A 26,108-nucleotide genomic window follows, 5' to 3' on the forward strand; every position below is an offset into this window, starting at 1 on the left:
TGGCGATTCTATACCAGACACGCCCGAGCGTATGCCTTCCTGACGGTCCCGACGTGGTCGTGGACAGCGGCGAAGATTGTGCCCGCCTTCATCCAGGGAAAATGCCAGGACCACACAACAATCGTTTTAATTGCACACAAAAATTTATTGTGTGATTCTAGATGCCAGAGTTTGTCTGGTAGCGAGCGTGGCGCGACGCCGCCCGGCATCGTTCAGGAATCAGTCAGCAGGAGTGTTCCAGTGCGTGTTACGCAGTCCACGGTCTCCGACGCACCGCCCAAACCCGGCGCGGCTTTACGTCAACAGCACGTCGCGATGATCGCGATGGACGCCAGTAATGTCTGAGATCGCCATCGTCGGCGCGGGATTCATCGGCCTTGCCAGCGCCGCTTCGTTGATGCGCGACGGACATCGGGTCACGATATTCGATCCGTCCGGCGTCGGGCAAGGCGCGTCGTTCGGCAACGCAGGGACGTTCGCGCATTACGCGTGCATTCCGGTGAACAACCCGTCTGTGTTCCGTGACCTGCCGCGCTACCTGTTTTCAGGCGACAGCCCGTTCAGGCTGCGCTATCAATACCTGCCGCACCTCGTGCCGTGGCTCGCGCACTTCATGATGAGTTCGCTGCCGCGCCGCTATGAGGCGAGCGCGGGCGCGCTCGCTGCGCTGCTCGCGCAAGCGCAGGAAGGCTATGCGCCGTTGCTGGCGAACGCCGAACTCGCGCGCTTCGTGCGGTCACGTGAATGCCTGTATCTCTACTCCAGCGCAGCTTCGTTCAACGCGGCGCGCCCCGCGCTCGATCTACGCAAGAAGCTGGGTGTGATCTTCGACGTGCTGGGCGGCAACGACATCCGCGCGCTCGAACCATCGCTCGCGCCGATTTTCGAGCGCGGCGTGCTGTTCAGCGACAGCTGGCATTTCTCGGATCCGCAAGGCTTCCTGCAAGCGCTTTTTGAGCAACTGGCGGCGCAAGGACTGACGCTGCAGCGTTCGACTGTCAGCGCGGTGCAGCCTTCCGGCGATGGCGCAAGCGTGACGGCCGACGGAGTCACGCGGCGCTTTGGTCATGTGGTCATCGCTACGGGCGCGCGCTCAGCGCAGTTCGCGCGGCAATGCGGCGACGTCGTGCCGCTCGACACGGAGCGCGGCTATCACGTGCGTTATCCGGGCGCGCAGCAACTCATTTCGCGGCCTGTCGGCTGGGCCGAACGGGGCTTTTACATGACGCCGATGAGCGACGGCATCCGCGTCGCGGGAACCGTCGAACTGGGCGGCTTCAGCGACACGCGCAACCGCTCGTTGCTCGACCTGTTGACGTTTTCATCACGACGCGCGTTACCTCTGCTCGAAAAGCCGGACTCCAGCTGGCTTGGCTTTCGTCCGACCTTGCCCGACGGTGTGCCGGTGCTCGCGCGCTCACGTGCAAGCGAGCGTGTGATCTATGCATTCGGTCACCAGCATCTTGGGCTCACGCTGGCCGGCGTGAGCGGGCGAATCGTCGCGGACCTGGTTGCGCGTCGTGCGCCTCCGCTCGATCTTGCGCCATATGCGGCGACGCGTTTTGGCATTTAGCGAAGGACCAGACTGCGGACAACTCACCGGACACAGCAGCGACAGGTTTCAGTTTCATCTACCCATACGTGGGACGGTTTCGACGCGTCGCGCATCGAACCGCTCGTTCGACATAACGCGCGACGTGACATCTCGCAAGGAGCTCATCATGAATCGCCGCAACTGGCTGTTGAATTTTGCCGTCTGCCTACTCGGCGCCCAGACGCCGTTTGCGTCGGCAGCCGATCCGGAAGTCGTCAAGATCGGCTTTGTCGGACCTTTAACGGGCCCTGTTGCACGGGTTGGGAAAGACCTGCAGTACGGTGCGCAACTGGCGATCGACGAAGAAAACGCACGACATCCCACTGTCGGCGGGAAGCCCGTCAAATTCGTGCTCGACGTGCAGGACGATCAGGCCGATCCGCGCGTTGCGATTCAGGTCGCGCAGAAGCTGGTCGACGATGGCGTGGTCGGCGTAATAGGCCATTACAACTCGGGTTGCAGCATTCCGGCGTCGACGGTCTATCACCAGGCAAATGTCGCGATGATCACGCCGGGCTCGACCAATCCGCAATTGACCAAGCAGGGCTACAAGAACGTGTTTCGCACGATGGGCCACGATGGCATCGGCGGCGTGGTCGCAGGACATTTCGTGGTTGAGCAGATGAAGGCGAAGCGGATCGGCATCATCGACGACCGCACGGCGTTCGGCCAGGGTCTCGCGGACGCCTTCGAGAAAGGCGCCAAGGAAGCAAACGGCAACATCGTAGTTCGCGAATTTACGAACGACAAAGCGGTCGATTTCCGCGCCATCCTGACGACGTTGAAAAGCAGGAACGTCGATCTGATTTTCTTCGGTGGCCTAGATGAACAGGGCGCAATGCTGATCAAGCAGATGCGCTCTCTGGGCATGAACGCGCAACTGTTCGGCGCGGGCGCGTTGAAGAGCAATGCGTTCCTGCAGATCGCCGGCACCGCGGGCGACGGCACGCAGGATCTGGAACCCGGTCCCGCGCTCGACAAGCAGCCGGCTGCGCTCGAGTTCGGCAAGCGTTACAAGGCACGCTTCAATCAGGACGTGGAACTGTACGCGCCGTTTGCGTATGACGCTGCGCTCGCGATGCTCAAGGCGATTCACACGGCGAATTCGCTCGACCGCTCGAAGATCGTCGATAGTCTGTCGAAGGTCAACGTCACGGGCGTGACCGGACAGATCGCGTTTGACCCGTACGGCGATCTGATCAAGCCGCCGTACACGCTGTTTCAGGTTCAACAGGGTCAATGGAAGAGCATGAAAACGCTGGGAGGGAGCGGCGCCTGAAATGCGCAATTACACACCTACACGACATATCGGCGGCGTCTAATGTGCTTGCTCTTCGCAACCGCGACGAGCCATAAAGATCCGCACTGGTCTGCTCGCAGTTGACCGTGTCTGCGAACAGCCAGGCGTGGCGGTGAGAAAAGTTACTCGTCCAACGAGGACGCCTGCGCAATGTCCTTATATGGCTTGCCCGACTCGAGTTCTTTCATCGTCTCGACGGGCTTGTTGTAGTACTTGTCCAGAACGGCGTGGGCCGTGGCCGGTGACGGCGGCTCAGAATTGCGTCGCTCAGGCGCTTGCCGCCTGATAGTGGATGGATCGGCTCTGCTCTGCCCGCCGAGCGGCTTGCCCTCTATAGTCTGGTTGTCCCCGAACTTACCAAAGCGGCTCAGCCGTTCGAACTCGGAAGAAGAACCGCCATCACTGCGCTTGACGCGCGCATAGGAGCCGCCGAACTCGCCGGGCTGACCAGGAAGATCCGTCTGATTCAGAGAATGTATGCCGCCAGGCGGGTGATATTCGACTTCATTCGATCCAAGCGGTCTGGTTGGCTTGGGTGGCTTGGGCGCACTGCCCAACTTCTGCTGGCCGAGGGCCTTGTCAAGTTTCTTTCCTTCCAGTTGCGGATTCTGCTCCTTAAAGGCGCTGACATCCGCTTCATGTTTTGCCAGCTTAGCCTGATGGTCTGCGGTTCGCTGAGCCATCTCATCAGCGGAGAACTTCTTCGTATATGTGCTCTTGACGACAAAGCCGCCACCCTCCTGGAACGCAACGTCCTTATGTGCCTTTCCCGCTTCGAGTTTCGGCTGCAGCTTGGTTTCGACACCCACGTTTCCGCTGCCTTTGAACTTCTGCGCGGCGTCTGCAACGCGGAACAGGCGGCCAGCGGAAGCGCGCGGACTGGTTGGTGAAGGTGGCAAAGCGGCCAGCGCCGGATTCCTGGCGCGCGCCGACGGTGATGCACTCAACGGCTCAGACGAGCCCGTGGACGAATGTTGCGTGACGCTCGACGTGTTGATCGTCAAATTGGGTTTCGTTTTAATACTGGACACAGCTAGCTCCTTGTTCGAGACGAGTCCTCCAGCCAGTTCTGCAGTCTCAGCAGAGCGAGCGCAGACACGTGAGGGCGCGAGTCAAGACTAGCGGACGTTGTCGAGCTACGGCGCGCAGCCGCGAAGCTGCACTACGCAGACGCGAAACAAACGCAACGGAATTCGAAGCGTTCGCAGTGGATGTCGATCCCGATCCTGGTCAACCCACGCAGGTTGGTCACACTTTCGGGACGCGCTGCACCACACGGCAATACGCGAAATGCGATCTGAACGCATGCTGCAATAGCTTTGCGCCCGTACACCTTCGCACTTCGAATCGACTATCGACGGGATGTCTTCGATTGAAAAATTAAGGTAGCGTCCGCTTTATTGTCCTTGTCAGATAGCTACCAGCGCACGTCGCTGTGACAGATAAATAACGCACACTAACGCACAAGATCCGATGCCCACTGCGTTCGCCCATACCGTCAAAGAGAGCTTTACGACGCTCACGCCGACGGCCAAGCGCATTGCGAGCTATATGCTGGCGAATCTCGACCGGCTCGGTCTTGAAACGGCCGATCAGATCGCACAGCAGACAGGAACGAGCGGCATTTCCGTTGGACGCTTCCTGCGTAGCGTCGGTTATCGCAATCTCGATGAGCTGAAGCGCGAGTTACGCGGCGCGCAAACACGTCCCTGGTTCATTACCGATCGCCTCGATGCGTATCGCAGCGAGCGCCATCAAGAAGACACGCAACGCACGAGTTCGCAAGGCGACTCGCTCGCCCGCTCAATGGAGCTGGAGGTAGACGCCGTACGCGATGTCTACCAGCTCGCACGAAGCGAAGGATTTGGGCGAGTCGCAGAGCGCGTTGCCACGGCTGACGCCGTGTATGTCGTCGGCATTCAATCGACTCGCGGCATCTCGAATGCGTTTTTCAGCTACCTCGAATACCTGCGACCACGCGTGTTCTATTCCGACGGAATGTCGGGCTCGTACGTGGATTCACTGAACTCCGAATTTGCATCGCCCTACCTGATCGTGACGGACACGCGCGCCTATTCACGCATCGCACGCCGCTATTGCGAAGCCGCGACGCAACGCGCCATCGCCTTCGCGCTCGTCACCGATCTCTATTGCCCGTGGGCGCGCGATTTCGAATGCGATCTGTTGCAAGTCAAGACGGACGTCGGCCAGTTCTGGGACTCGCTTGCGCCGCTCACGTGTCTCTTCAATCTTCTGCTGAGTTCAATTGTTGAATGTCTCGGCCCCGCCATCGACGGGCGCGTCGCGCGCAATCGCGAACTGCAGCGCGAACTCGATCAATTCGAATTCTGATAGCCATGACCGACACTCCTCGCCTGATACCTATCACCCCCGACACACATCGAGTGGATATCGACCTCGTTTATGCGACGTCCCGCAATTTCACGGGCAAGCCGATCTACCGCGAAGCGCATTGCCTGCTGCTCGAACCCGCCGAAGCTGCATTGCGCAAAGCCGTCGAACTCGCGGACAGCGCAGGCATGACGTTGCGTATCTTCGACGCCTATCGGCCGCCGCAAGCGCAAAAGGTGCTGTGGGACTTTCTGCCCGACCCGACGTACATCGCCGAACTGGGCCGTGGCTCGAATCATAGCCGTGGCACAGCCGTCGACCTCACGCTGATAGACGGCGACGGTCAACCGCTAGACATGGGCACCGGTTTCGACGAGATGGTGAAGGCTTCCGAGCATTTCCATCAAGGACTGCCGCAGTCTGTGCAGCGCAATCGCCTGCTGTTGCTGGGCATCATGCACGCGGCCGGCTTTGCGCACATCGCAAGCGAATGGTGGCATTACGAATTGCCTGGCTCGCGTGCGCTGCCGGTTATAGACAACAGCGAAAGCGGCCCGTTGAAGTTGATGTGACCTGGTAGGTTCTGGCTGTCCGTTTGCAGGTTCTCTTCCTTTACATGCGGAGCAAGTATGAATCTGGTTTTGCGCAATGCGCTGGCAGCGGTCGCGGTGGCATCCGCGCTGACGTTTTCCACCTCGATGACAGGCAGCGCGCTCGCGGCGACGCCGAAAGACATGCTTGTCATGGCCACGACGCTCGACGAATTTTCGACGCTCGATCCCGGCGAGGTCTACGAACTGGTGCCGGAAGAATATGTCGCGAACACCTATGACCGCCTGGTACGGGTCGACTTGAAAGACCCATCGAAATTCAACGGGGACGCCGCGCAATCCTGGACCGTGAGCCCCGACGGACTCACATTCACCTTCAAGATCCGCTCCGGTCTCAAGTTCCACTCCGGCAACCCTCTGACGGCCGATGACGTCGCATGGTCGATTCAGCGCTGCGTGCTTCTCGACAAAGGCGCTGCCGCCGTGCTGCAGGGCATCGGGCTCACCAAAGAGAACGCGCTCGACAAGGTCAAAAAGATCGACGATTCAACGGTCAGTATCACGACCGATCAGAAGTACGCGCCGACCTTCGTGCTGAACGTTCTGGGCGCGTGGCCCGCTTCCGTGCTCGATAAAAAACTGCTGATGTCCCATCAGAAAGGCAATGACTTCGGCAACGAATGGCTGCGCACGAACGAGGCCGGATCGGGCGCTTACAAGCTGGTCAAATGGACCGCCAACGACAGCATCATCCTGCAGAAATACGACGATTACCGCATGCCGCTCGCCATGAAGCGCATCGTGCTGCGACATGTTCCCGAAGCATCGAGCCAGCGCCTGCTACTCGAAAATGGCGACGCGGACATTGCGCGCAATCTGAGCCCGGACGACCTCGCTGCATTGACAAAGTCGAACAAGGCTCACGTGACGGCCGTACCGCAAGCCACGTTGCTGTATCTCGGCTTGAACGTGAAGAACCCGAATCTCGCGAAGCCCGAAGTGCAGGAAGCAATGAAGTGGCTGATCGATTACAACGGCATTCAGACGAACGTGGTGAAGACGACCTATAAGGTTCATCAAACGTTTTTGCCAGAAGGTTTTCTTGGCGCGCTCAACAGCAACCCGTATCACCAGGATGTCGCAAAGGCAAAGGCACTGCTCGCCAAAGCAGGCTTGCCGAACGGCTTCAACGTGACGATGGACGTGCGTAGCGCCTATCCGTACAACGAGATCGCGCAGGCGGTGCAAGCCAATCTGGCTCAAGCCGGAATCAAGGTCGACATTATTCCGGGCGATAACAAGCAGACGCTCGCCAAGTACCGCGCGCGCCAGCATGACATCTACATCGGCGAATGGTCTGCCGACTACATCGACCCGCACAGCAATGCGCAGGGCTTCGCGTGGAACCCGGACAACTCCGACAAGTCCTCGTACAAAATGCTCGCATGGCGCAATTCGTGGGACATCGCCGGTCTGACGAAAGAAACCAATGCCGCACTCGCCGAATCGTCCACTGCAAAACGCGCGCAGCTTTATCAGGCGATGCAGAAGGAAATGCTCGCGCAGTCGCCGTTCGTCATCATGTTCCAGCAGGTATCGCAGGTAGCGATGCGGCCAGGCGTGTCGGGGCTCGAAGTTGGGCCGATCAACGACCTGGTGTCGTACCTGCACGTGAAGAAACAGTAATCGCCGGGCGGCGTCCGAACCATGTCGACAACGTTGACTCCTATCGACCGCATTCGCGCCGCGTCCGCGCGCCGCGCGAGCGTGCGCTGGACGCTGCGCGTTTTGCGCTGGGCGCTGACGCTCGCCATCACCTTCACGGGTCTGCTCGCTGTGACGTTCGTGATCGGCCGCAAGGTGCCAATCGATCCGGTGCTCGCGATACTCGGGGATCGCGCGTCGGCCGCCGCCTATGCGGCCGCGCGCATCCAGCTGGGTCTGGACAAGCCTCTCGTCGAGCAATTTCTGATCTACGTGAATGCGGTCCTGCACGGCAACCTTGGCGTGTCGCTGCTGACAGCCAGTCCGGTACTTGACGACATTCGCCGCGTGTTTCCCGCCACGCTCGAACTGGCCACGCTCGCGACCATCGCCGGCGTGCTGGTCGGCGTGCCGCTCGGCGTGGTGGCGGCGACGCGCCATAACCGCTGGATCGATCACGTCGCGCGCTTCGTGGGCCTCATCGGCAGTTCCGTGCCTGTTTTCTGGCTCGGGCTGATGGGCCTGTTGCTGTTCTATGCGAAGTTGCATTGGGTGTCGGGTCCCGGGAGATTGGACCCGGTGTTCGACGGCATGGTCGAGCCGCGCACAGGCAGCCTGCTAGTCGATTCGCTGATGGCCGGCGAGTGGGATGTGTTCTTCAATGCAATCTCGCACGTCGCGTTGCCCGCGGCAATACTCGGCTACTACTCCGTCGCGTACCTCAGCCGGATGACACGCTCGTTCATGCTCGATCAATTGAACCAGGAGTACATCACGACGGCGCGCGCGAAGGGCGTGCCCGAGCGGCGCGTCGTGTGGGTGCACGCCTTCGGCAATATCGCCGTGCCGCTGCTCACGGTGATCGCCCTCTCGTATAGCTTCCTGCTGGAGGGTTCGGTGTTGACCGAGATCGTATTCGCGTGGCCCGGCATCGGATCGTATCTGACGGGTGCGTTGCTCAATGCCGACATGAACGCCGTGCTTGGCAGCACGCTTGTGATAGGTGCCACTTTCATCGCGTTGAATCTGCTCACCGACGCGCTCTATCGCGTGTTCGATCCACGCGCCCGCTGATGCAACGGAGACTTTCGACGTGCGTCATCCTCTTGAACATTCGACGCAGGACTGGCCGATGAATGCCGCGCGCCTAACGTGGAAGCAATGGCTGCTCACCGATACGCCCGCGTCGCGCAAACAGGCAGCGTTGGGCCTCGCCTATCGACGCTGGCGGCGTTTCGCGGGCAATCCGCTTTCGGTATTCGGCTTTGCGATCCTCATGGTGCTCGTGATCGTCGCGATCATCGGACCGTGGATCGCGCCGCATGATCCTTTGCGTCAGGTGCTGTCGGACCGCCTGCTGCCGCCGGGCTCGCCATCGCACTGGCTCGGCACCGACCAGCTTGGGCGCGACATCCTCTCGCGCATCATTTACGGCTCGCGCCTCACTTTGTCGATAGCCATACTCGTGGTCGTCGTGGTGGTGCCGATTGGCCTCATGATAGGCACGACAGCGGGCTTCTTCGGCGGCTGGGTCGATAACGTGCTGATGCGCGTAACCGACATCGCGCTGGCGTTTCCGAAAATCGTGCTCGCGCTCGCTTTCGCCGCAGCGTTGGGACCCGGCGTGATCAATGCCGTGATCGCAATCTCCATCACGGCGTGGCCCGCATATGCACGTCTCGCTCGCGCCGAAACCTTGAGGCTCGTGCAGGCCGATTTCATTCAGGTTGCACGTCTGCAAGGCGCGTCGAATCTGCGCATCCTGCTGCGCTACGTGGTGCCGCTCTGCATGTCGTCCGTGATCGTGCGGGCGACGCTCGACATGGCCGGCATCATTCTCACGGTCGCGGGTCTCGGCTTTCTCGGGCTTGGCGCGCAACCGCCGAGTCCCGAATGGGGCTTCATGGTCGCTTCCGGGCGCAACGTGCTGCTCGATTCATGGTGGGTCGCCACGATACCGGGCTTCGCCATTCTGCTCGTCAGCCTCGCGTTCAACCTGCTCGGTGACGGGCTGCGCGACGTGTTCGATCCGCGTCATGGAGACTGACATGCACACGAGCGAAGCGGCCCATCCGCTGTGTGAAATCGACGACCTGCGCATTGCGTTTCGCGCGCATGACGGCACGCTGAACGAAGCGGTACGCGGTCTCTCGCTCACGTTGAAAAAGGGCGAACGACTCGGCATTGTCGGCGAGTCGGGTTCGGGCAAATCGCTCACAGGCCGCGCGCTGCTCGGCTTGTTGCCGCCCGCCGCACATTGCACGGCCAAAAGTCTGCGCTTTGACGGCCAGGACATGCTGGCGATGCCGGCCCATAAACGCCGTCGCTTTTGCGGCTCGCAAATGGGCATGATTCTGCAGGACCCGAAGTATTCGCTCAATCCGGTCATGACCGTCGAGCAGCAGATGCGCGAAGCATTCGCGCTGCGTGATCCAAAACTTGGCCGTCGGGAAATGCGGGCAAAGGTCGTCGCGGCGCTCGAGTCCGTGCATATTCGCAATCCTGAGCGCGTCGCCCGCTCGTACCCGCATGAGTTGTCAGGCGGCATGGGGCAACGCGTGATGATCGCGATGATGGTCTCGACAGGTCCACGCCTGCTGATCGCAGATGAACCGACGAGCGCGCTCGACGTGCTGGTCTCCATGCAGGTGCTGGCCGTGCTCGATGAACTCATCGAAAAGCACCAGACGGGCCTCATTTTCATTAGTCACGACTTGCCGCTCGTCATGTCGTTCTGCGATCGCGTGGTCGTGATGTACGCCGGTCGCGTCATCGAAACCTGCGCGGCGCGCGATCTGGTGAATGCCCAACATCCGTACACGCGCGGGCTGCTTGCCGCGAACCCGCCGCTTGTGGATCCGCCTGTCGAGTTGCCCGTGCTCTCGCGCGACTCGGCATGGCTCAACGACTTAGGCGAACAGCAAGGAGCGCCGTTATGATTCGCGTCGATGCACTGACCGTTCGCTTCAAGACGGCCACGGGACTCGTCGATGCGGTTCGCGGCGCAAGCTTTCATGTCGCGGCAGGCGAGGTGTTCGGTCTGGTCGGTGAATCGGGCTCCGGCAAGTCGACTATTCTTCGCGCGCTGAGCGGACTCACACCCGTTGCAGAGGGGTCCCTGCATATCGCCGGTTCGGATCGCGACATGCGCAGGCGCGATGTGCAGATGGTGTTTCAGGACCCCTATGGCTCGCTGCATCCACGCTTCACCGTCGATCAGACGCTGCGCGAGCCGCTACGTATCAACGGCATTGGCGATCATGAAGCGAGGATCTTGAACGCGCTGCGCGAAGTAGGACTGAATCCGTCTTTTCGCTTTCGCTATCCGCATCAACTGTCGGGAGGGCAACGGCAGCGGGTGGCGATCGCGCGAGCGTTGATCGTCGAGCCGCGCATCGTGCTGCTGGATGAACCGACGTCCGCGCTCGATGTCTCGGTGCAAGCCGAAATTCTCAACCTGTTGAAGCGCCTGCATCACGAGCGCAATCTGACGATGATCCTCGTCAGTCACAATCTCGCCGTGGTCGGCTTTCTGTGCTCGCGCGTGGCGATCATGCGCAATGGAGAGATCGTCGAAGAGCTTCCTATAGAAAGCATTCGGGCACAAAAGGTCGAGAGCGAGTACTCGCGCAGCCTGTTGCTCGCGACAGGCGGTTATCAGCGTAAGGTCGCGGAATCGTTCGGCGTGGACGCGTCGTTATGAAGCAAAAATGCGGGCAGAAATCGCCCACGTTCGCGGCTTATGCAATCCGCTGCATGTAACTAGGCAGATCCGGATCGGGCAGCACGGCGAGCACCTTTAATCGCTGACGTGTACGCGTTTCGCCATGTCGAAGGTGCACGGCGAGCGCCGTTGACGCCGCGGCGAACTCCCCGCGCAGCAGCAGTTCGATCACGGTCCGGTGCTCCGTGAGCGTGCTCATCTCCGGATGCAGCCGGAACGCATCGTAGAAAGCGTGGTTCACGATTAGCGGCATATGTGCCTGGCTGATCGTCGCGAGCAACTTGCGGTTCGGCGCACCGCTCAGGAACGTATCGTGCAGCGTGACTTCCAGGTGGTACAGCGTGCTTGCATCGACTGAATCCGGGTCTTTTATCGCACGCTCGACGTCGCGCAGTGCCGCTTCGAGCTGGTCACGCGACAGTGACGGCGCGCTCGCCAGCAGTGCCGCCGGCTCAAGTAACGTGCGCAACTCGTAATCCTGCCGCACGGCGCGGGCGGTGAGCGGTCCGCACAGCCAATGCGAGTACGCGGACTTCTCGACCAGCCCGCGGTCACGCAGCCGGTTGAGCGCTTCACGCACGGTTCCGCGACTCACACCGAAGACTTCGGCCGCATTGCTTTCGTCGATACGAAAATGCCCGAACACGATGCCAAGCGAGATGGCGGCTTCTAGCGAATCGTAAATGCGCTCGCTGTTCGAAGGGATATCCAGCGGTTCAGAGGGACGGTCGAAGCCCAGCGTGTCTTCGGAGATCGGCGCGCGCAGCGGCTCGGGTGCGCTGCCGTCCGCATTCGCCACGAGGTAGCCCCGTCCTTCGAAGGTGAGCAGCAGGCCGCCGGCGTGCAGCATCTCGAAGGCCTTTCTTACCGGCACGCGGCTCGTGCCGAAGATACGCGCGACCGGTCCTTCCAGCAGCACGAGTCCCGGCGCGATATTGCCGAGCGCAATGGCCGACTTCAGCCGGTCGTGAATCACGCGATAGCGCAACCGGTTATCGGCTTCGGGCGATACCTCCGCGGAATTGGTCGGATGGACCGGGTCCACAGTCAGCGGCGCCGCCGGCCGATGCGCGGCTGGATGTGAGCGGGAAGATCGGGAAGCGCCTGCGCGTCTTGTCATCGTCAAACGAACTTCGCCGTCAGGACCGCATGAACTCGGTCCAGCGGCGCACCAGGTAATTGTGCTCATCCATCACCGAATCCCATACGGCGACCCGGCTCATACGCGCGACGTAGCTGCCCCCGTCCCGCATCTGACCCGCGGGCACGAGATGTTTGCTGATGGGACCGGGCAGATCGGCCGACGCGCGCGCACCATCGTACCAGTATGCCCATTCGTTGGCTTCCATATGTGCCCGCGAGCGCTCGGGATTCGAAATGTAGAAGCCTTGCCGGGCGACTGTCGCGCCGGCCCAGCCCTCAAGCCACCAGTTCAGATACTCGTAAGCGGCGTCGAGCACGCGACCATGCGCGAGCCGCGATATGCCGATGCCCCCGAACCACGCCCGATACCCTTCACGCGGCCTCGCGAGCCTGAACTTGAGACCCGCGCGTTCCAGTTCGACGGTGGCGGGCGACCAGATGCTCTGAATCGCCACCTTGTTAGCGATCATCAGTTGCGCGGCTTCGGCGAAGCTCGACCAGAACCCTGCGAAATGCCCACGCCGCTTGAAGTCGATCAGAATCGCGATCAGCCCGTCGATTTCCTCGATACTCAGATTGCCGATGTCGTCGAAGCGCATGAGCCCGCTGGCTTCGACGGCGAGCGCCGCATCGATGGCGCCGATTGCTGCATCCGCCTGTAGTGCAACGCGGCCAGCGAGTTCGGGCGCGAGCAGCCAGGCCCAACTCTCTTCGCCTCCGGTGAGCGAAGCAGGTATCGCATCTTCCAGATAGACGAAGCTGTCCGCATTGTGCGTGAGCGGCAGCATGCTGATGCGCTCGCTCGGCTTGCGCGCGAGCGAGCCGTCCGGCTGGACGTAGAGCCGGTCGGCAGGTGTGCAGCCCGCACCACTGAGCTTGCCCGCCGCATGCCGTGCGGGCGCGCGGCCGATGCGCCCCGTGCGCGGCAGCACGTTGACTTCGTCCCAGCGGCGAATGCGCGCAAGCTCTATGGGTTGCAGCGCATGAGTCGGCCACAGGCAATCGAGACTGTGGAACCACTGGTCGTAGAGTTCATAGCGGTCGGGATGCATCGCGCCGTCCCGCTGCACGGCGCCGCCATCCTGAACGATGAAGCGCAGCCGGATGCCCAGATCCTGCTCGGCTCGTTTGCGGATGTGCTCCTGAAGCGTAACGGTCGTGCCGAGCACGCGCAGTTCGACCCTGGATGGGTGCACGGCAGGGGCGGGCAAGCTCGGACGGTCGGATTTCAATCTATTAGGGCTTCGGCTGTTTGAAGATGCCGGCACAGACGCCGGTAGGATGCGGCAACCGCGTCTCGCGTGAGACCTTGCGCAATGATGACAAGGCGCGAACGAGGCGCTTCTTCCTTGCCGGCGCCAGGCCATGCATCCAGATGCAGAACAGGATGCACGAGATGATGCACTGCATGCAGCACCACCGGTTGGTCCGCGCCGGCAAGCGCGAGAATGCCTTTGACTCGCAAAATGTTATCACCGTGGCGGTTAAGCAGCAGCGTCAGCCACAGTGTGAAGACGGGCCAGTCCAGAGGTTCGTCGAACTCGATGCAAAACGCTTCCAGCGCCGCAAGTCCTTGACGGTGCGCGGGCGTCGCGTTGAGTCCCGCGAGGGGATTGTCTGCCTGGCGGGACTCCCGTGCGAGCATGCCCGAGCGCCGAACGAAGTCCCCGAAGTCGTGCGCGTTCGCCGCCGGGTCCAGTACGACCGACGCATCGTCCGCGCACGTGCGGCGTGTGATGCTCGCGGCCGGGTTCAGTTGTGAGAGCGTTTGTTCGAGCACAGCGAGCGTGGCATCGCCGGCAAGATCGGCCTTGCTGACGACAATGCGATCTGCAGCCGTCACCTGCGCAAGCCATTCCGGATGCCGCGCACGGTGCTGATCGGCGTTGACGGCATCGACCACCGTAACGATCGCGCCGATCGAATAATGGCTCGATACCACGCGGTCGCCGAGCAGCGTCGCAACGATCGGCGCGGGCGTCGCGAGACCGGTTGTCTCCAGCACGACGCGAGAGAACGGCGGCACCTCGCCGCGAGCGCGCCGCGAGAACAGCGTGGCGAGCGCTTCCTTCAGTTCGCCGCGTATCGCGCAACAGACACAACCGTTATCGAGCAGTACGGTCTGCGCATCTACCTCGCCGATCAGCAGGTGATCGAGCCCGACCTCGCCGAACTCGTTGACGAGCACGGCTGTATCGCGCGCGGCATCTCCCTTGAGAACGTCGGCGAGCAAGGTGGACTTTCCACTGCCGAGAAAGCCCGTAACGATAGTTACCGGAATCACGTCATAGGCGAGGCTCATGGCTGCGCCTCGTCTTCAGCAAACATGGTGAGCGGGTCGAGCGGACGACCGAGCATGGTCTCGGCGGCTTTCCATATCTGCATGAAATCTTCGACGATGATCTGCGCGCCCGTCGGCGAAGACAGCACGAACGATTGCCCGTGAAAATCCGCGAGCTTGAGCCGAAAGCTTTCGAGCACCCGGTTCGCATGCGCGACCTGCACATACCGCTGCCGCCGCGCGCTCACGCTTTCGCCTGCTGCCACGGTGTTGGACCAGTGACGCCCGCCGCCGAGCAATCCGCACATGCCGCACATTTGCACTCTCCACCGTTTAAGGCATGACGTCGCCGGAATTAGGGCCGAGCGTCTGTCCGACGAACAGGTTGCCGCCCGGGTCGGAGGCGAGCAGCACGGCAGTCGGTGCGACCTCGTCTGCACGGCCGAAACGTCGCAACGGCAATTCCTTTGACTTCGCTTCCTTCCATGATGCGCTGATTCCATCCACGAGGGGCGTCTCGATCGGACCCGGCGCGATAGCGTTCACGAGCACGTTGTCGGGAGCGGCTTCGAGCGCGAGAGACTTCGTAAAGCCGATCACGCCGGCTTTCGCCGCAGCATAGTGCGTGAGTTCGGCGCCGCCCTTAATGCCGAGTTGCGAGGCCACGTTGATGATGCGGCCCCAGCGTTGCGCGGTCATTGACGGCAGCGCGCGCCGCGAGCAAAGGAAGACACTGCGCAGATCGACGCGCAGCATGTCGTCCCACATCTGGGTGGTGAGGTCGGTACAGCGCGCCTGTGTCAGCATGCCCGCGTTGTTGACGAGGATGTCGATGCCGCCATAAGCCGCGATGCAGCGATCGACGATGCCGTGCGCGCCCGTCTCGTCGCCCACATCGGCGACGATGGTTTGAACCTCCACGCCGTTTGCGCGGCAGGCGTCGGCATGAGCGGCGAGCCGCGCCTCGTTGAGATCGGCGAGCACGAGGCGCGCGCCGGCCTGCGCATAAGCGAGCGCAATGGCGGCGCCGATGCCGCTCGCCGCACCCGTGACGACCGCGCGGCGGCCGTCGAGTGAGAACATTGATGCCATGTTGATGAGCGTCCTTGTCTGTGTCCTGTCTGTGTCCTGTGTGTGTCCTGATCGAAGGCCTAGCCGGGCCACCGCACGGTGAGACCGCCGTCCGCGATGATCGACTGCCCGGTGATGTATGAAGCGTCGTCGCTTGTCAGATAGCGGATCAGCGACGCGATCTCTTGCGGTCTGCCGACACGTCCAAGCGGAATACCCTTGGCCGCCTCGCGCAGTCCGTCCGGGCCAAGCGAATTGACCGCGTCGAGCGATTGCGGCGTTTCGATGAGACCGGGAATCACGGCGTTACAGCGGATGTTGCGCGGCGCGAGTTCCATCGCGACGGCGCGGCACAATCCGGGCACGCCCGCTTTCGCCGCCGAGTAATGCGTGTGGTTCTCCCATCCATACACTCCCCCGGCGATCGACGACACCGCGACCATTGCGCCACCGTCCTGCATGTGGCGCGCTGCGGCGCGAAACGTGCGCATGACGCCGGACAGATCGACATCGAGCATCTGATGCCACTGCTCGTCGCTCATGTCCGTCAGCGGCGATGCGCGCAGCAGACCCGCGTTGGCGACCGCGTAATCGATGCGGCCAAAGCGTTCCACTGCCGCGGCCGCGAAGGCCTCGACCTGGTCCGCCGAGGTGACATCGACGGCCTGCATCAGACATTGACCGCCAGCCTGCTCGACGGCTTGTACGGTCAACTGCGGGTCGTGCGGATCGCCAGAAAAATACCCGCCGACCACGGCGACGCCGGCTTGTGCATACGCTACGGCGAGCGCCTGCCCGATGCCGCTCGCGGCGCCCGTTACTAAAGCTACTTTCACAGAGATTCTCCGGTCGGATTACCTGGTTTCGGCAGGGTTGACGTGCCGCGCGAAAAGAATGAGGACGCCGGACAGGAAGCACGGCACCGCGCCGAACCACAGCGCCGCGTGCAGCCAGTCGCCGCCATGATTGAGCATCCAGGTCACGCCCACGCCGGCGAGAATGGCGCCGATCGGACCCATCGCGTGGACGATCGAACTGCCGGTGCCGCGGATCGCCGTGGGATAGCTCTCGCCTATGAAGAACAACGCCGCCGAGTACGGTCCGATCAGGAAGAACAGGCCCAGGCTATAGAGCGCCACCACGACGCCCGCGCTGCTCGGACCGAACAGCATGCCGGCAAACGACAGACCGCCGAGCATCCAGCCGATGGCGAGCGTATTGCGCCGGCCGATCTTGTCGCCGATGAAACCGTGGCTCAGATAACCGCAATAGCCGATCACATTCGACAACACGAGAATCAGCAGGGAATTCTCGAACGAAACGTTATGCACGCGCGTCAGCACCGTCGTGCCGAGCACGCTGAACACCTGAATAGCCGACCAGTTGAGCAGAATGCCGCCGCCGAGAACGAGCGTCGCGCGTAGCGCATTGCCGCGAAACGCTTCGGCGAGACCGGCGCGGCTATGCTCTTCGTAGTCGACCGCATGCGCGTTCGCGAGCGTGCGGGCTTCGCCGTCCTGTCCTGTTTCGCGCAGCTGTTTGATGCGCTTATGCAGCAGAAACTGGGGACTTTCTTTAAGGCGACGCGTCATGAAGAAGATGACGATGGCGGGAAACGTCGCGAATACGAAGCAACCCTGCCAGCCAATGCGCGGCAACAAAAGCGCGGTGAGTCCCGACGCGATCAGCGCGCCGATCGGCCATCCGCCTTGCACGAGGCTGTAGATAAAACCCTTGTTGCGGTTGAGCTTCGGGTCGTTGGCAGCCGAGTAAAGCTCGTTCAGATACGTGGCATTGACGGTCTCTTCGGCGTAACCGAGGCCCGACAATGAGCGGATCAACACGAGCGGTACCTGTCCCATCGCCCCGCCGACCACCGTGAGCCCCGAGCACAGCGCCGCGCCCGCGACCGTCCACAGCAGGCCGGCTTTACGGCCGAGCCTGTCGAGTAACGGCCCGATCGCGAACGCGATCACCGCCGTGCCGACGGCGACCAGCGTAGCGATTTCCGCCTGCGCCGCGGCATCCCAGCCGTAGTGTTTGCCGATTTCCGGCAGCAGCGTGCCGAACAGAATGAAGTCATAAACGGCGAACACCCACGCGAAGAACGCTACTACGGTCGCCCGCTTCACGTCGGACGGCAGGATCTGCTCCAGCTTGAAACCGGAAGCATACAAAGGGTTTTCTTTCATCGTGGCGCTCCTTCGGAGCTCGGGAGTGGACATGGTCGGGACTCGCGTTGGTCGACTTGGTGCTGTGATCAGGATTGACGAGGCTGACGCCGCAGGAAGTCGTCGGCGATTTCGTCACAGGTGCAAAAGCGCACGCCCTCGTGCTTGCGGAAATGCGCAATCAGGCGTTCGAGCATGAGCAGCACCTGCGCGCGACCGGAGACGTCTGGATGAATCGTGATTGGGAATACGGCGTAGTCATGTTCGCGATACACCCAGTCGAACTGGTCACGCCACATCTGTTCGATGTCGCGCGGATTGACAAAGCCGTGGCTGTTCGGCGCCTTCTTGATGAACATCATTGGCGGAAGGTCGTCGAGGTACCAGTTCGCCGGGATTTCGACGAGATCCGTTTCACGACCGCGCTGCAGCGGCTTCATCCATGTATCGGGATGCTTGCTGTAGTCGATCTTCGTCCATGAGTCGCCCACGCGCACGTAGTACGGGTGGTAGTCGTTGTGCATCAGGCTGTGGTCGTACTTGATGCCCTTTTTCACGAGCAGCTCGTTGGTCACGTTGCTGAATTCCCACCACGGCGCGACGTAACCGGTCGGCCGCTTGCCGCTCAGCCTGGTCACCAGATCGATGCTGCGATCGAGCACCGCTTCCTCCTGCTCGGGCGTCATCGCGATCGGGTTTTCGTGGCTGTAGCCGTGAATGCCGATCTCGTGTCCGGCATCGGCCACCGCCTTCATCTGCTCGGGAAAGGTTTCGATCGAGTGCCCTGGAATGAACCAGGTCGTCTTGATCTTCTCGCGCTCGAAAAGCTTCAGCAGGCGCATCGAACCGACTTCACCGGCGAAGAGACCACGCGAGATGTCGTCCGGCGAATCTTCGCCACCGTATGAGCCGAGCCAGCCCGCAACCGCATCCACGTCGATGCCGAATGCGATCAGAATTTCCTTAGCCATCTTCAGTTCTCCTTTGAGCAAATCAATCGAGGGCGACCGTCTGTTCGACGGCCAGCGCGAGCGCGATGAGCGCATCGTCGTCGTTCTGCGCGCGCATCAGTTGCACGCTGGTAGGCAGTCCCGCCGGGTCAGCGCCGGTTGGCATCGCGAAGGCGGGGGTGTCGAGAAAACTGCCGGGCATGGTCATCGACAGCGTTGCGGCATTGACGGCTGCAAAGCGCGGCGGGTCCGCTTCGAGCGGCGCGCATTCCGGCGCGACATGGGGGACGGTCGGCAAGAGCAACGTGGCGCCGTCGATTTCGGCGCCGAATTCGCCGAGCAGGCGGCCGCGCTCCGCGAGCAACTCGGCAAGCCGCGACGCCGGCACGTCGCGGCTCAGTTCGAGCCGCGTACGCACGCGCTGATCAATGCGCTTGGCATCGTCGGAGTCGAGCACGCTGCGATAGGCTTCGAACGCTTCGAGGGAGCCGAACCAGCCCCGCGTCGCGATGAGGTCGCATGCCGCATCGAAGGCGCGCACACGCACTTGCTGGATACGCGCGCCGGCCTTCGACAGACGCGCCACGAAGCGCATGAAGTTGTCGCCGACGTCGTTCGTCACCGCGAAGCGCGATTCCCAGCCCAGCGGCACGACGAAGGGTTGTCCACGCAAACCGGCGAGCGAGCGAGGCAGCTCGCGTCCGCGCACAACGGCGTCGAACGCCGCGCAATCGGCGACGCTGCGTGCAAGCGGTCCGCAGGTATCGGCCGATTTCGACAGTCCGATCATGCCTTGCTGCGGATAGCGCGCGCTGCTTGCGCGATATCCGACCACGCCGTTCAGCGCGGCAGGTATGCGTATCGAGCCGGCCGTATCCGTGCCGACCGCGATCGGCACGACGCCCGCGGCGACGGCAATCGCAGCGCCCGACGACGAGCCGCCAGGAACGCGATGCCCGCCGCCTTCGACTGTCGCATCGAAAGCGGAATTGAATGGCGTACCGAAGTGCGGATTGAGCCCGAGCCCGGAATACGCGAACTCGCTGAGGTTCGTCTTGCCGATGCACACGAAGCCTGCACGGGCGCCTGCGGCGACCAACGGTGCATCCGCGGTGGCGGGTGGCCGGCCGCGGAACAGTGCCGAGCCCGCCGTGCTGACGGTGCCCGCGACGTCGAACAGATCTTTCCAGGCAATCGGCACGCCGTCGAGCGCGCTGGCCGGGCGCTTCTCGCGCCAACGCGCGGCCGCAGCGCGTGACTCCTCGAGCGCGCGAGCCTCAGTGACGTCGATGAAGGCAGCGTTGCAGGCGCGTGCCCGGTCAATCGCCTCACGCACGACGCCTTCGACGTCGGCCGAGCCTTCGCCATAGCTATGGGCAAGGCCGACGGCGCTGCGCTGGTCCCACGATGGAACATTCAATTCAGTTCTCGCTCAGAATGTACTTCGTTGACAACATACGTTTACGGTGACGAGGTCAAAAAAAAACAGCAACACAGGGATTACCCTAGGTTGCTGTCTTTTCACGAGGGTCCGCACATCCGGAACCGAGGCGCGGTTGTTGCTGAAGCATGCGACGCGCGGACCGGCACACATGGACCGCCGGCTCGCCTGTATGCTCGGAAATGCATCGCGGCAGCGAAGCAGCCCGTAGTTAATGAAAACGGTAGTACTCACACTCTTGGGAGGTCAGCATGCTTTCCTTCATCGGTACGGTGATCGTAGGGCTCGTGGTCGGATTGATTGCACGGGCGGTCAAGCCCGGAGACGACAGGATGGGGCTCATCATGACCATCATTCTCGGTATTGCCGGCTCACTGATCGCGGGCTATATCGGGCGTGCGCTCGGCTGGTATCAACCGGGTCAGGCGGCGGGCTGGATTGCGTCGGTGATCGGCGCGATCATTCTGCTGGTCATTTATGGCATGGTGCGCCGGCGGGCCTGAACTCTCGCGCGTGACGCGCCCACGTTGGCGATAGCGAAAAGGGCCCGCTCCGGATAAGAGCGGGCCCGCCAGGCTAGCCAGTTCAACCGGCGAGGGAGATCCGATCTAGCAATGCGGTTCGTTGACCGCCTCTCATTCGACGGCTCAGCGCGATAGATCGAAACCGAGTTGCGCGCGCCCAAGCGGCGTCAAATCGCTTTCCTGCGCCCGTCCAATAAAGTCCGTCTCGAAGTGGTCGGCCGGAAAATCGGGGGGACTTTCGCCGCGCAAGAAGCTCGGCAACTGACGCTTCAGATAATCTTCGTTTTTTGCGCACCACGGCGCGGACGCAATGTACATCACGTTGCTGTAGCCGTTGCCGCGGTGTGCGTCTTCGACCGAATGGATGACGTCGCTGTGCCAGAACACGGCGTCGCCCGGCTGCATGTGGGGGATCGGCGTCACCGCTTCGAGCAGCAAGCCGTGCCACTCCGGCTTGATCGACAGTGCGCGAGCCGGTTGAGCGCCGCAGAGTTCGTCGTCGGGGACGTCGTCCTGCAGCGCGCGCAGAATCACGTAGGCCATGACGTTCGCGATTGGGATCAATTGCAGCGTGCCGTCGCCGGGGCCCTGCGGCGTGAGCGCGGTCCAGCCCTGAAAAGTGCGAAACATCGAGCACACGGCCGGCGATGGGATTTCCTGAACGTCCGGCCGATACGCCGCGTCGAACGGATCGTAGTCGCGCCAATTGCCCGCCAGCACATGCCGATACACCTTCTGAAAATTCGGATCGAGCCAACGCTCGACCGAGCCGCCATCCACGTGCGGCGACAGACCCAGCGACTCGGAACCTGGCGGCCGACGACGAATGCGGTCCGCGTAGACAGGCACCCGCTCGGGATCGAAGTGCCGCTTGCCTTCGCTTTCCGATGTCCACAGGCGATTCAGGAACACACGTGTGTTCGTCAGTTGTTCCGACTGGCGAGCGGCTGTTTGCGGCTTCGACCAGTAAATGCCGTAAATCTGCGGCTTGCTCGACGACAGGTTGCCGAAATACCTGTCTTCCGCGCGATGTGCGAGTTTGGCGTCGAGCTCGTTGCGCTCGACGTATTCGGTGATTTCGTCGTTCCAGTCGCTCGCCTGCTGCCGGTCGAAAACGCCGCGCACAACGCATGCGCCGCGAGCTTTGATGCCGAGGATCGTGGCTGGATCGACGTCGCCGGAAACGACTGACGAATAGTCGAACACGGGAATCGCATCGCGTCCCTGCGCGCGGTCGCGCTGAATCGCGTCGACCTGCCGACGGATCTCGCCCTCCACTTCACCGAACACCTGCTTGTAGTTCGGCAGCGCGGCTCGCAGCGCGCGCTTGGTCGCGCGAACCGCCTCCGGAAGATTGTCGATGATAAGTGGCATGGTTCGTCTCCTTTAAGCGGTCTGTGTGGTGCTGTCTCATTTGAAGAGTAAGGACGTTTGACCATCGCGAAACATGCTTAATGGCCAGATACCGATACAATTCAGACATTGCCGCGTCTCCCCCCGCGCGGCCAGGCAGACCAGCGTGAAACCTCAATATGAACGCGTCACCATTCCCGACGGCTGCTCGGTCCGCGTCTACCACCGGCAGCTCGCGCAAATACCGTTCGAGTGGCACCACCATCCCGAGTACGAACTCACGCTGACGATGAACAGTCGAGGCCGCCGCTTCATTGGCGATCACATCGCCGACTACAGCGGCGACGATCTCGTGCTCGTGCCGCCGGACATGCCGCATACGTGGGCGTCGACTGAACCGATCGATCCCAGCGCGCCTCAGGTGGCGATCGTCGTGTGGTTCAGCGGCGACTGGGCGCGCCGAATGGCGGACTGCTGCCCCGAGTTCGCGTCGCTGCGCACGCTGCTCCGGCGTGCCGCGCCGGGGCTGAGATTCTCCACCGAGGCCGCGACGCTGATGCGCGAGCGAATGGAAGCGTTGCTCGATCAGTCGCCGCGCGTGCGGCTTGGCGCCGCGCTGGATGTGCTGGCGCAACTCGCGGACGCGGCATCCGAGCCGTTGGCGTCGCCGGCTGCGCATAGAGACGGAACGAGAGGACTCGGCGTACAGGGCGACAACGCCATGCGGTCCGGCAGACGGGACCGATCCACCAACTCAGCCAACTCAGCCGAAGCCGGAAAGCGGTCACTCGCGGGCCCAGCGCCGGCGACGCCGGGCGGCAGCGCATCCGAGGCAGAACGTCTGAACCGCGTGCTCGATCTGCTCGACAGGCGTTTTCACGAGCCGCTGCGCATTGCGGAACTGTGTGAGGTGGCCAACCTGTCGGAACGCTCCTTGCACCGCTACTTCGTGCGGCATCTCGGCGAAAGCGTGGGACGCTATCTAAGCCGCTTGCGGATCGGCTACGCAACGCGGCAACTGACGGACACCGCGTGGCCCATCGCGCTAATTGCCACGAAAGCCGGCTTTCCAAACCTGGCCAACTTCAATCGACAGTTTCTGTCCGCGCGCGGCATGACGCCGAGCGCGTATCGACGCTTTTTCGAGACCCACGGCCACCCGCCGAAAGATGCGGGCACGGCGCCGCACAATCTGCAAGCGCGCCCGCCGTCGCTCGAAAGATCGGGTCGGCGGCAACGAAATACGTCATCCGCTTGAACCGCGCACACGACGAACGGATTGCGGCAGACATACGCCCGAAAATGAAAACGCCCCAACGGTGTAACCCGTTGGGGCGTTTTCTCGTAAAGCCCTAGCATCGCTTTTGCCCATAGCAGACCTCTTGCTATGGGCAGGTAATTCAAAACCGATTAGCGTTGCGAAATCGGCTTCGCTTCACGTTGCGTGTCGCCGATAAACAGCTGACGCGGACGGCCAATCTTCTGTTCAGGATCGGCGATCATTTCGTTCCACTGCGCGATCCAGCCAACCGTACGAGCCATCGCGAAGATACACGTGAACATCGACGTCGGAATACCCAGCGCGCGCTGAACGATGCCCGAGTAGAAGTCGACGTTCGGGTACAGCTTGCGCGACACGAAGTATTCGTCTTCCAGCGCGATCTTTTCCAGTGCCATGGCCAGCTTGAACAGCGGGTCGTCGTGCAGGCCCAACTCGTTCAGCACTTCGTGGCAGGTTTCGCGCATGAGTTTCGCGCGCGGATCGTAGTTCTTGTACACGCGGTGGCCGAAGCCCATCAGCTTCACGCCCGAGTTCTTGTCCTTCACCTGCTTGATGAACTCAGGAATGTTGTCGACCGAGCCGATTTCTTCCAGCATGTTCAGCGCGGCTTCGTTCGCGCCGCCGTGCGCCGGGCCCCACAGACATGCGATACCGGCTGCGATACACGCGAACGGATTCGCGCCCGACGAACCGGCGAGACGCACGGTCGACGTCGATGCATTTTGCTCGTGATCCGCGTGCAGGATCAGGATACGGTCGAGAGCGCGCACCAGCACGTCGTTGACCTTGTAGTCCTCGCACGGGTTCGAGAACATCATGTGCATGAAGTTCGCGCTGTACGACAGGTTGTTGCGCGGGTACGCAAACGGCTGACCGATGCTGTACTTGTATGCCATGGCGACCAACGTCGGCAGCTTCGCGATCATGCGGATCGCCGAAACTTCACGGTGACGCGGATTGTTGATGTCCAGCGAGTCGTGATAGAACGCCGACAGTGCGCCGACTGCGGCGACCAGAATCGCCATCGGGTGCGCGTCGCGACGGAAACCGCGGAAGAAGAAGTGCATTTGCTCATGCACCATCGTGTGGTTCGTGACGGTCTTCACGAACTCGTCTTTCTGTTGCACGTTGGGCAGCTCGCCCTTCAGCAGCAGGTAGCACGTTTCCAGAAAGTCGGCGTTTTCCGCGAGATTGTCGATCGGGTAGCCGCGGTACAGCAGTTCGCCCTTATCGCCGTCGATGTAGGTGATCGCCGAATTGCACGCCGCCGTGGACATGAAGCCAGGGTCGTACGTGAACTTGCCAGTCTGGCCGTACAGCTTGCGGATGTCGATCACGTCCGGGCCGAGAGTGCCCTTGTAAATCGGCATTTCAACGCTCGGCGAGTTGTCGCTGAACGATAGCGTGGCTTTAACATCTGACGGGGTCATAGCACATCCTCAATCGAAGTATGTAAACAGGGTTTCGATAATTGCACGCCTGGAACAACGCACTCGCGGCGCTCAAGCGTTGCGCAGCAGCTCCAGGACCCGGATCACATCCGGGTCGGCAAGCTCGCCTTCAGGTTCCTTGCGCGCGAGAAGCAAGTCCATCAGGTCGTTATCGCTCAGCTCGAGCAAGCGCGTAAGTGCGCCCACATCTGCATCGCTGAGGTCATGCTCATATCGGCTGAAAAAACGTTCAAAAATCAGATCGTTTTCCAGCAGGCCTCGTCGTGCGCGCCAGCGAAGGCGCGCACGGCGGAGAGGGTCGGACTGATGCGATGGTTCGTTCATGTCAGTACGTACCGGGCCGCTCACAAGCGTACTAACCGCCCGCTGAGGCAGCGAACGATTGTGAGCGTGAGGTTATTCATCCTAGACAGCGCGACGCACCATCAATTCCTTGATCTTGCCGATTGCCTTGGTCGGGTTCAGTCCTTTCGGGCAGACGTCGACGCAGTTCATGATCGTGTGGCAGCGGAACAGGCGGTACGGGTCTTCCAGATTGTCGAGCCGCTCACCGGTGGCTTCGTCACGGCTGTCCGCGATGAAACGGTACGCCTGCAGCAGACCCGCCGGGCCCACGAACTTGTCCGGATTCCACCAGAAGCTCGGGCACGACGTCGAGCAGCTCGCGCACAGAATGCATTCGTAGAGCCCGTCGAGCTCGTCGCGCTCTTCCGGCGACTGCAGACGCTCCTTCTCCGGCGGCGGCGTGTCGTTGATCAGGTACGGCTTGATCGAGTGATACTGGTTGAAGAACTGCGTGAAGTCGCAGATCAGGTCGCGCACCACCGGCAGCCCCGGCAGCGGACGCAGCACGATCTTCTGCGGCAGGTCGTTCAGGTTCGTCAGGCACGCCAGACCGTTCTTGCCGTTGATGTTCATCGCGTCCGAACCGCACACGCCTTCACGGCACGAACGGCGGAACGACAGCGTCTCGTCCAGTGCCTTCAGCTTCACCAGCGCGTCGAGCAGCATGCGCTCGTGCGAGTCGATCTCGATCTCGTACGACTGCATGCGCGGCGCCGCGTCGCGGTCCGGATCGTAGCGGTAGATTTCAAATGTACGCTTGGCCATTTCTGAATTCCTTTGATCTGTGCCTTAGAAGGTCCGCGCCTTGGGCGGCACCGATTCGACCGTCAGCGGCTGCATGTGCACCGGCTTGTAGTCGAGGCGGTCGCCT

The 26,108-nt window shown here is 61.9% G+C and carries 25 protein-coding genes; 11 read left to right on the top strand and 14 right to left on the bottom strand.

Features of this window, described 5'->3' with window-relative positions:
* Positions 1 to 337 precede the first annotated feature (337 nt).
* Both H281_RS0131325 and H281_RS0131330 read left to right on the top strand, forming a co-directional pair.
* On the top strand, positions 338 to 1,573 hold the full coding sequence (locus tag H281_RS0131325; RefSeq protein WP_020071080.1) for an NAD(P)/FAD-dependent oxidoreductase: 1,236 nt from the start codon (positions 338 to 340) through the stop codon (positions 1,571 to 1,573).
* Positions 1,574 to 1,721: 148 nt separating this feature from the next.
* Positions 1,722 to 2,873: a branched-chain amino acid ABC transporter substrate-binding protein gene (locus H281_RS0131330; RefSeq protein ID WP_020071081.1), complete on the top strand. Its 1,152-nt coding sequence runs from the start codon at positions 1,722 to 1,724 to the stop codon at positions 2,871 to 2,873.
* 143 nt (positions 2,874 to 3,016) lie between these two features.
* Here H281_RS0131330 and H281_RS0131335 read toward each other — a convergent pair whose 3' ends face one another.
* Positions 3,017 to 3,925 carry a hypothetical protein gene (locus H281_RS0131335; protein ID WP_164701964.1) on the bottom strand — a complete coding sequence of 303 codons (909 nt, stop codon included), beginning with the start codon at positions 3,923 to 3,925 and terminating at the stop codon, positions 3,017 to 3,019.
* A gap of 442 nt (positions 3,926 to 4,367) precedes the next feature.
* Here H281_RS0131335 and sapR point away from each other — a divergent pair, with 442 nt between their 5' ends.
* From sapR to H281_RS0131370, 7 genes are read left to right on the top strand one after another with little or no spacing between them, the layout of a single operon-like run.
* Complete coding sequence (gene sapR, locus H281_RS0131340; RefSeq protein WP_020071083.1) at positions 4,368 to 5,246, top strand: sap1 transcriptional regulator SapR; 879 nt, start codon at positions 4,368 to 4,370, stop codon at positions 5,244 to 5,246.
* Between the two features lie 5 nt (positions 5,247 to 5,251).
* Positions 5,252 to 5,818: a D-alanyl-D-alanine dipeptidase gene (ddpX, locus tag H281_RS0131345; RefSeq protein WP_027805108.1), complete on the top strand. Its 567-nt coding sequence runs from the start codon at positions 5,252 to 5,254 to the stop codon at positions 5,816 to 5,818.
* A 57-nt stretch (positions 5,819 to 5,875) separates the two neighbouring features.
* Positions 5,876 to 7,483 carry an ABC transporter substrate-binding protein gene (locus H281_RS0131350; RefSeq protein ID WP_020071085.1) on the top strand — a complete coding sequence of 536 codons (1,608 nt, stop codon included), beginning with the start codon at positions 5,876 to 5,878 and terminating at the stop codon, positions 7,481 to 7,483.
* A gap of 21 nt (positions 7,484 to 7,504) precedes the next feature.
* Complete coding sequence (locus H281_RS0131355) at positions 7,505 to 8,575, top strand: ABC transporter permease (RefSeq protein ID WP_020071086.1); 1,071 nt, start codon at positions 7,505 to 7,507, stop codon at positions 8,573 to 8,575.
* 58 nt (positions 8,576 to 8,633) lie between these two features.
* The gene (nikC, locus tag H281_RS0131360) at positions 8,634 to 9,548 is read left to right on the top strand and encodes a nickel transporter permease (RefSeq protein ID WP_027805109.1); all 915 of its coding nucleotides are present in this window, start codon (positions 8,634 to 8,636) and stop codon (positions 9,546 to 9,548) included.
* 1 nt (position 9,549) lies between these two features.
* Positions 9,550 to 10,440: an ABC transporter ATP-binding protein gene (locus H281_RS0131365; RefSeq protein ID WP_020071088.1), complete on the top strand. Its 891-nt coding sequence runs from the start codon at positions 9,550 to 9,552 to the stop codon at positions 10,438 to 10,440.
* Entirely contained in the window at positions 10,437 to 11,204 is a 768-nt protein-coding gene (locus H281_RS0131370) for an ABC transporter ATP-binding protein (RefSeq protein WP_020071089.1), read from the top strand. The genes H281_RS0131365 and H281_RS0131370 overlap by 4 nt, the downstream gene beginning before the upstream one ends.
* A gap of 37 nt (positions 11,205 to 11,241) precedes the next feature.
* Here the strand turns inward: H281_RS0131370 and H281_RS0131375 are convergent, their stop codons facing one another.
* The 9 genes from H281_RS0131375 to H281_RS0131415 all read right to left on the bottom strand — a co-directional run bounded on the left by H281_RS0131375 (position 11,242) and on the right by H281_RS0131415 (position 20,261).
* A complete protein-coding gene (locus H281_RS0131375; protein ID WP_020071090.1) occupies positions 11,242 to 12,270 on the bottom strand; it encodes a GntR family transcriptional regulator in 1,029 nt (342 codons plus the stop codon).
* 94 nt (positions 12,271 to 12,364) lie between these two features.
* Entirely contained in the window at positions 12,365 to 13,564 is a 1,200-nt protein-coding gene (locus H281_RS0131380; protein WP_033379741.1) for an ABC transporter substrate-binding protein, read from the bottom strand.
* Between the two features lie 32 nt (positions 13,565 to 13,596).
* A complete protein-coding gene (locus tag H281_RS0131385) occupies positions 13,597 to 14,670 on the bottom strand; it encodes a CobW family GTP-binding protein (RefSeq protein ID WP_020071092.1) in 1,074 nt (357 codons plus the stop codon).
* Positions 14,667 to 14,966 (bottom strand): hypothetical protein, encoded by a 300-nt coding sequence (locus H281_RS0131390; RefSeq protein WP_020071093.1) that lies wholly within the window; start codon positions 14,964 to 14,966, stop codon positions 14,667 to 14,669. Before H281_RS0131390 ends, H281_RS0131385 begins: the two co-directional genes overlap by 4 nt.
* 16 nt (positions 14,967 to 14,982) lie before the next feature.
* Positions 14,983 to 15,741: an SDR family NAD(P)-dependent oxidoreductase gene (locus H281_RS0131395; protein WP_033379742.1), complete on the bottom strand. Its 759-nt coding sequence runs from the start codon at positions 15,739 to 15,741 to the stop codon at positions 14,983 to 14,985.
* 59 nt (positions 15,742 to 15,800) lie between these two features.
* Positions 15,801 to 16,556: an SDR family NAD(P)-dependent oxidoreductase gene (locus H281_RS0131400; RefSeq protein ID WP_020071095.1), complete on the bottom strand. Its 756-nt coding sequence runs from the start codon at positions 16,554 to 16,556 to the stop codon at positions 15,801 to 15,803.
* Positions 16,557 to 16,574: 18 nt separating this feature from the next.
* A complete protein-coding gene (locus H281_RS0131405; RefSeq protein WP_020071096.1) occupies positions 16,575 to 17,912 on the bottom strand; it encodes an MFS transporter in 1,338 nt (445 codons plus the stop codon).
* Between the two features lie 68 nt (positions 17,913 to 17,980).
* Positions 17,981 to 18,862 (bottom strand): polysaccharide deacetylase family protein, encoded by an 882-nt coding sequence (locus H281_RS0131410; RefSeq protein ID WP_020071097.1) that lies wholly within the window; start codon positions 18,860 to 18,862, stop codon positions 17,981 to 17,983.
* Between the two features lie 22 nt (positions 18,863 to 18,884).
* Positions 18,885 to 20,261 carry an amidase family protein gene (locus H281_RS0131415; protein ID WP_020071098.1) on the bottom strand — a complete coding sequence of 459 codons (1,377 nt, stop codon included), beginning with the start codon at positions 20,259 to 20,261 and terminating at the stop codon, positions 18,885 to 18,887.
* Between the two features lie 272 nt (positions 20,262 to 20,533).
* Between H281_RS0131415 and H281_RS0131420 the strand changes: the two genes are divergently transcribed.
* Positions 20,534 to 20,785, top strand: coding sequence for a GlsB/YeaQ/YmgE family stress response membrane protein (locus H281_RS0131420; protein ID WP_020071099.1), 252 nt, complete (start codon positions 20,534 to 20,536; stop codon positions 20,783 to 20,785).
* Between the two features lie 144 nt (positions 20,786 to 20,929).
* Here the strand turns inward: H281_RS0131420 and H281_RS0131425 are convergent, their stop codons facing one another.
* Positions 20,930 to 22,180, bottom strand: a complete 1,251-nt coding sequence (locus H281_RS0131425) for a DUF1479 domain-containing protein (RefSeq protein WP_020071100.1) — start codon at positions 22,178 to 22,180, stop codon at positions 20,930 to 20,932.
* Between the two features lie 145 nt (positions 22,181 to 22,325).
* Between H281_RS0131425 and H281_RS0131430 the strand changes: the two genes are divergently transcribed.
* Positions 22,326 to 23,417 (top strand): helix-turn-helix domain-containing protein, encoded by a 1,092-nt coding sequence (locus H281_RS0131430; protein WP_020071101.1) that lies wholly within the window; start codon positions 22,326 to 22,328, stop codon positions 23,415 to 23,417.
* Positions 23,418 to 23,569: 152 nt separating this feature from the next.
* Here H281_RS0131430 and gltA read toward each other — a convergent pair whose 3' ends face one another.
* From gltA to H281_RS0131445, 3 genes are all read right to left on the bottom strand, one after another.
* Positions 23,570 to 24,871, bottom strand: a complete 1,302-nt coding sequence (gene gltA, locus H281_RS0131435) for a citrate synthase (protein ID WP_027805112.1) — start codon at positions 24,869 to 24,871, stop codon at positions 23,570 to 23,572.
* A 72-nt stretch (positions 24,872 to 24,943) separates the two neighbouring features.
* Positions 24,944 to 25,216, bottom strand: a complete 273-nt coding sequence (locus H281_RS0131440; RefSeq protein ID WP_020071103.1) for an FAD assembly factor SdhE — start codon at positions 25,214 to 25,216, stop codon at positions 24,944 to 24,946.
* An 81-nt stretch (positions 25,217 to 25,297) separates the two neighbouring features.
* Positions 25,298 to 26,002 (bottom strand): succinate dehydrogenase iron-sulfur subunit, encoded by a 705-nt coding sequence (locus tag H281_RS0131445; protein WP_020071104.1) that lies wholly within the window; start codon positions 26,000 to 26,002, stop codon positions 25,298 to 25,300.
* Positions 26,003 to 26,108: the final 106 nt, after the last annotated feature.

This window comes from Paraburkholderia caledonica (assembly GCF_000383275.1).
GTDB lineage: Bacteria > Pseudomonadota > Gammaproteobacteria > Burkholderiales > Burkholderiaceae > Paraburkholderia > Paraburkholderia caledonica.

Coding starts and splice junctions, on each gene's coding strand:
- H281_RS0131325 (WP_020071080.1), top strand. CDS start 338: ATGTCTGAGATCGCCATCGTCGGCGCGGGATTCATCGGCCTTGCCAGC.
- H281_RS0131330 (WP_020071081.1), top strand. CDS start 1,722: ATGAATCGCCGCAACTGGCTGTTGAATTTTGCCGTCTGCCTACTCGGC.
- sapR (WP_020071083.1), top strand. CDS start 4,368: ATGCCCACTGCGTTCGCCCATACCGTCAAAGAGAGCTTTACGACGCTC.
- ddpX (WP_027805108.1), top strand. CDS start 5,252: ATGACCGACACTCCTCGCCTGATACCTATCACCCCCGACACACATCGA.
- H281_RS0131350 (WP_020071085.1), top strand. CDS start 5,876: ATGAATCTGGTTTTGCGCAATGCGCTGGCAGCGGTCGCGGTGGCATCC.
- H281_RS0131355 (WP_020071086.1), top strand. CDS start 7,505: ATGTCGACAACGTTGACTCCTATCGACCGCATTCGCGCCGCGTCCGCG.
- nikC (WP_027805109.1), top strand. CDS start 8,634: ATGAATGCCGCGCGCCTAACGTGGAAGCAATGGCTGCTCACCGATACG.
- H281_RS0131365 (WP_020071088.1), top strand. CDS start 9,550: ATGCACACGAGCGAAGCGGCCCATCCGCTGTGTGAAATCGACGACCTG.
- H281_RS0131370 (WP_020071089.1), top strand. CDS start 10,437: ATGATTCGCGTCGATGCACTGACCGTTCGCTTCAAGACGGCCACGGGA.
- H281_RS0131385 (WP_020071092.1), bottom strand. CDS start 14,670: ATGAGCCTCGCCTATGACGTGATTCCGGTAACTATCGTTACGGGCTTT.
- H281_RS0131390 (WP_020071093.1), bottom strand. CDS start 14,966: ATGTGCGGCATGTGCGGATTGCTCGGCGGCGGGCGTCACTGGTCCAAC.
- H281_RS0131395 (WP_033379742.1), bottom strand. CDS start 15,741: ATGGCATCAATGTTCTCACTCGACGGCCGCCGCGCGGTCGTCACGGGT.
- H281_RS0131405 (WP_020071096.1), bottom strand. CDS start 17,912: ATGAAAGAAAACCCTTTGTATGCTTCCGGTTTCAAGCTGGAGCAGATC.
- H281_RS0131410 (WP_020071097.1), bottom strand. CDS start 18,862: ATGGCTAAGGAAATTCTGATCGCATTCGGCATCGACGTGGATGCGGTT.
- H281_RS0131420 (WP_020071099.1), top strand. CDS start 20,534: ATGCTTTCCTTCATCGGTACGGTGATCGTAGGGCTCGTGGTCGGATTG.
- H281_RS0131425 (WP_020071100.1), bottom strand. CDS start 22,180: ATGCCACTTATCATCGACAATCTTCCGGAGGCGGTTCGCGCGACCAAG.
- gltA (WP_027805112.1), bottom strand. CDS start 24,871: ATGACCCCGTCAGATGTTAAAGCCACGCTATCGTTCAGCGACAACTCG.
- H281_RS0131440 (WP_020071103.1), bottom strand. CDS start 25,216: ATGAACGAACCATCGCATCAGTCCGACCCTCTCCGCCGTGCGCGCCTT.
- H281_RS0131445 (WP_020071104.1), bottom strand. CDS start 26,002: ATGGCCAAGCGTACATTTGAAATCTACCGCTACGATCCGGACCGCGAC.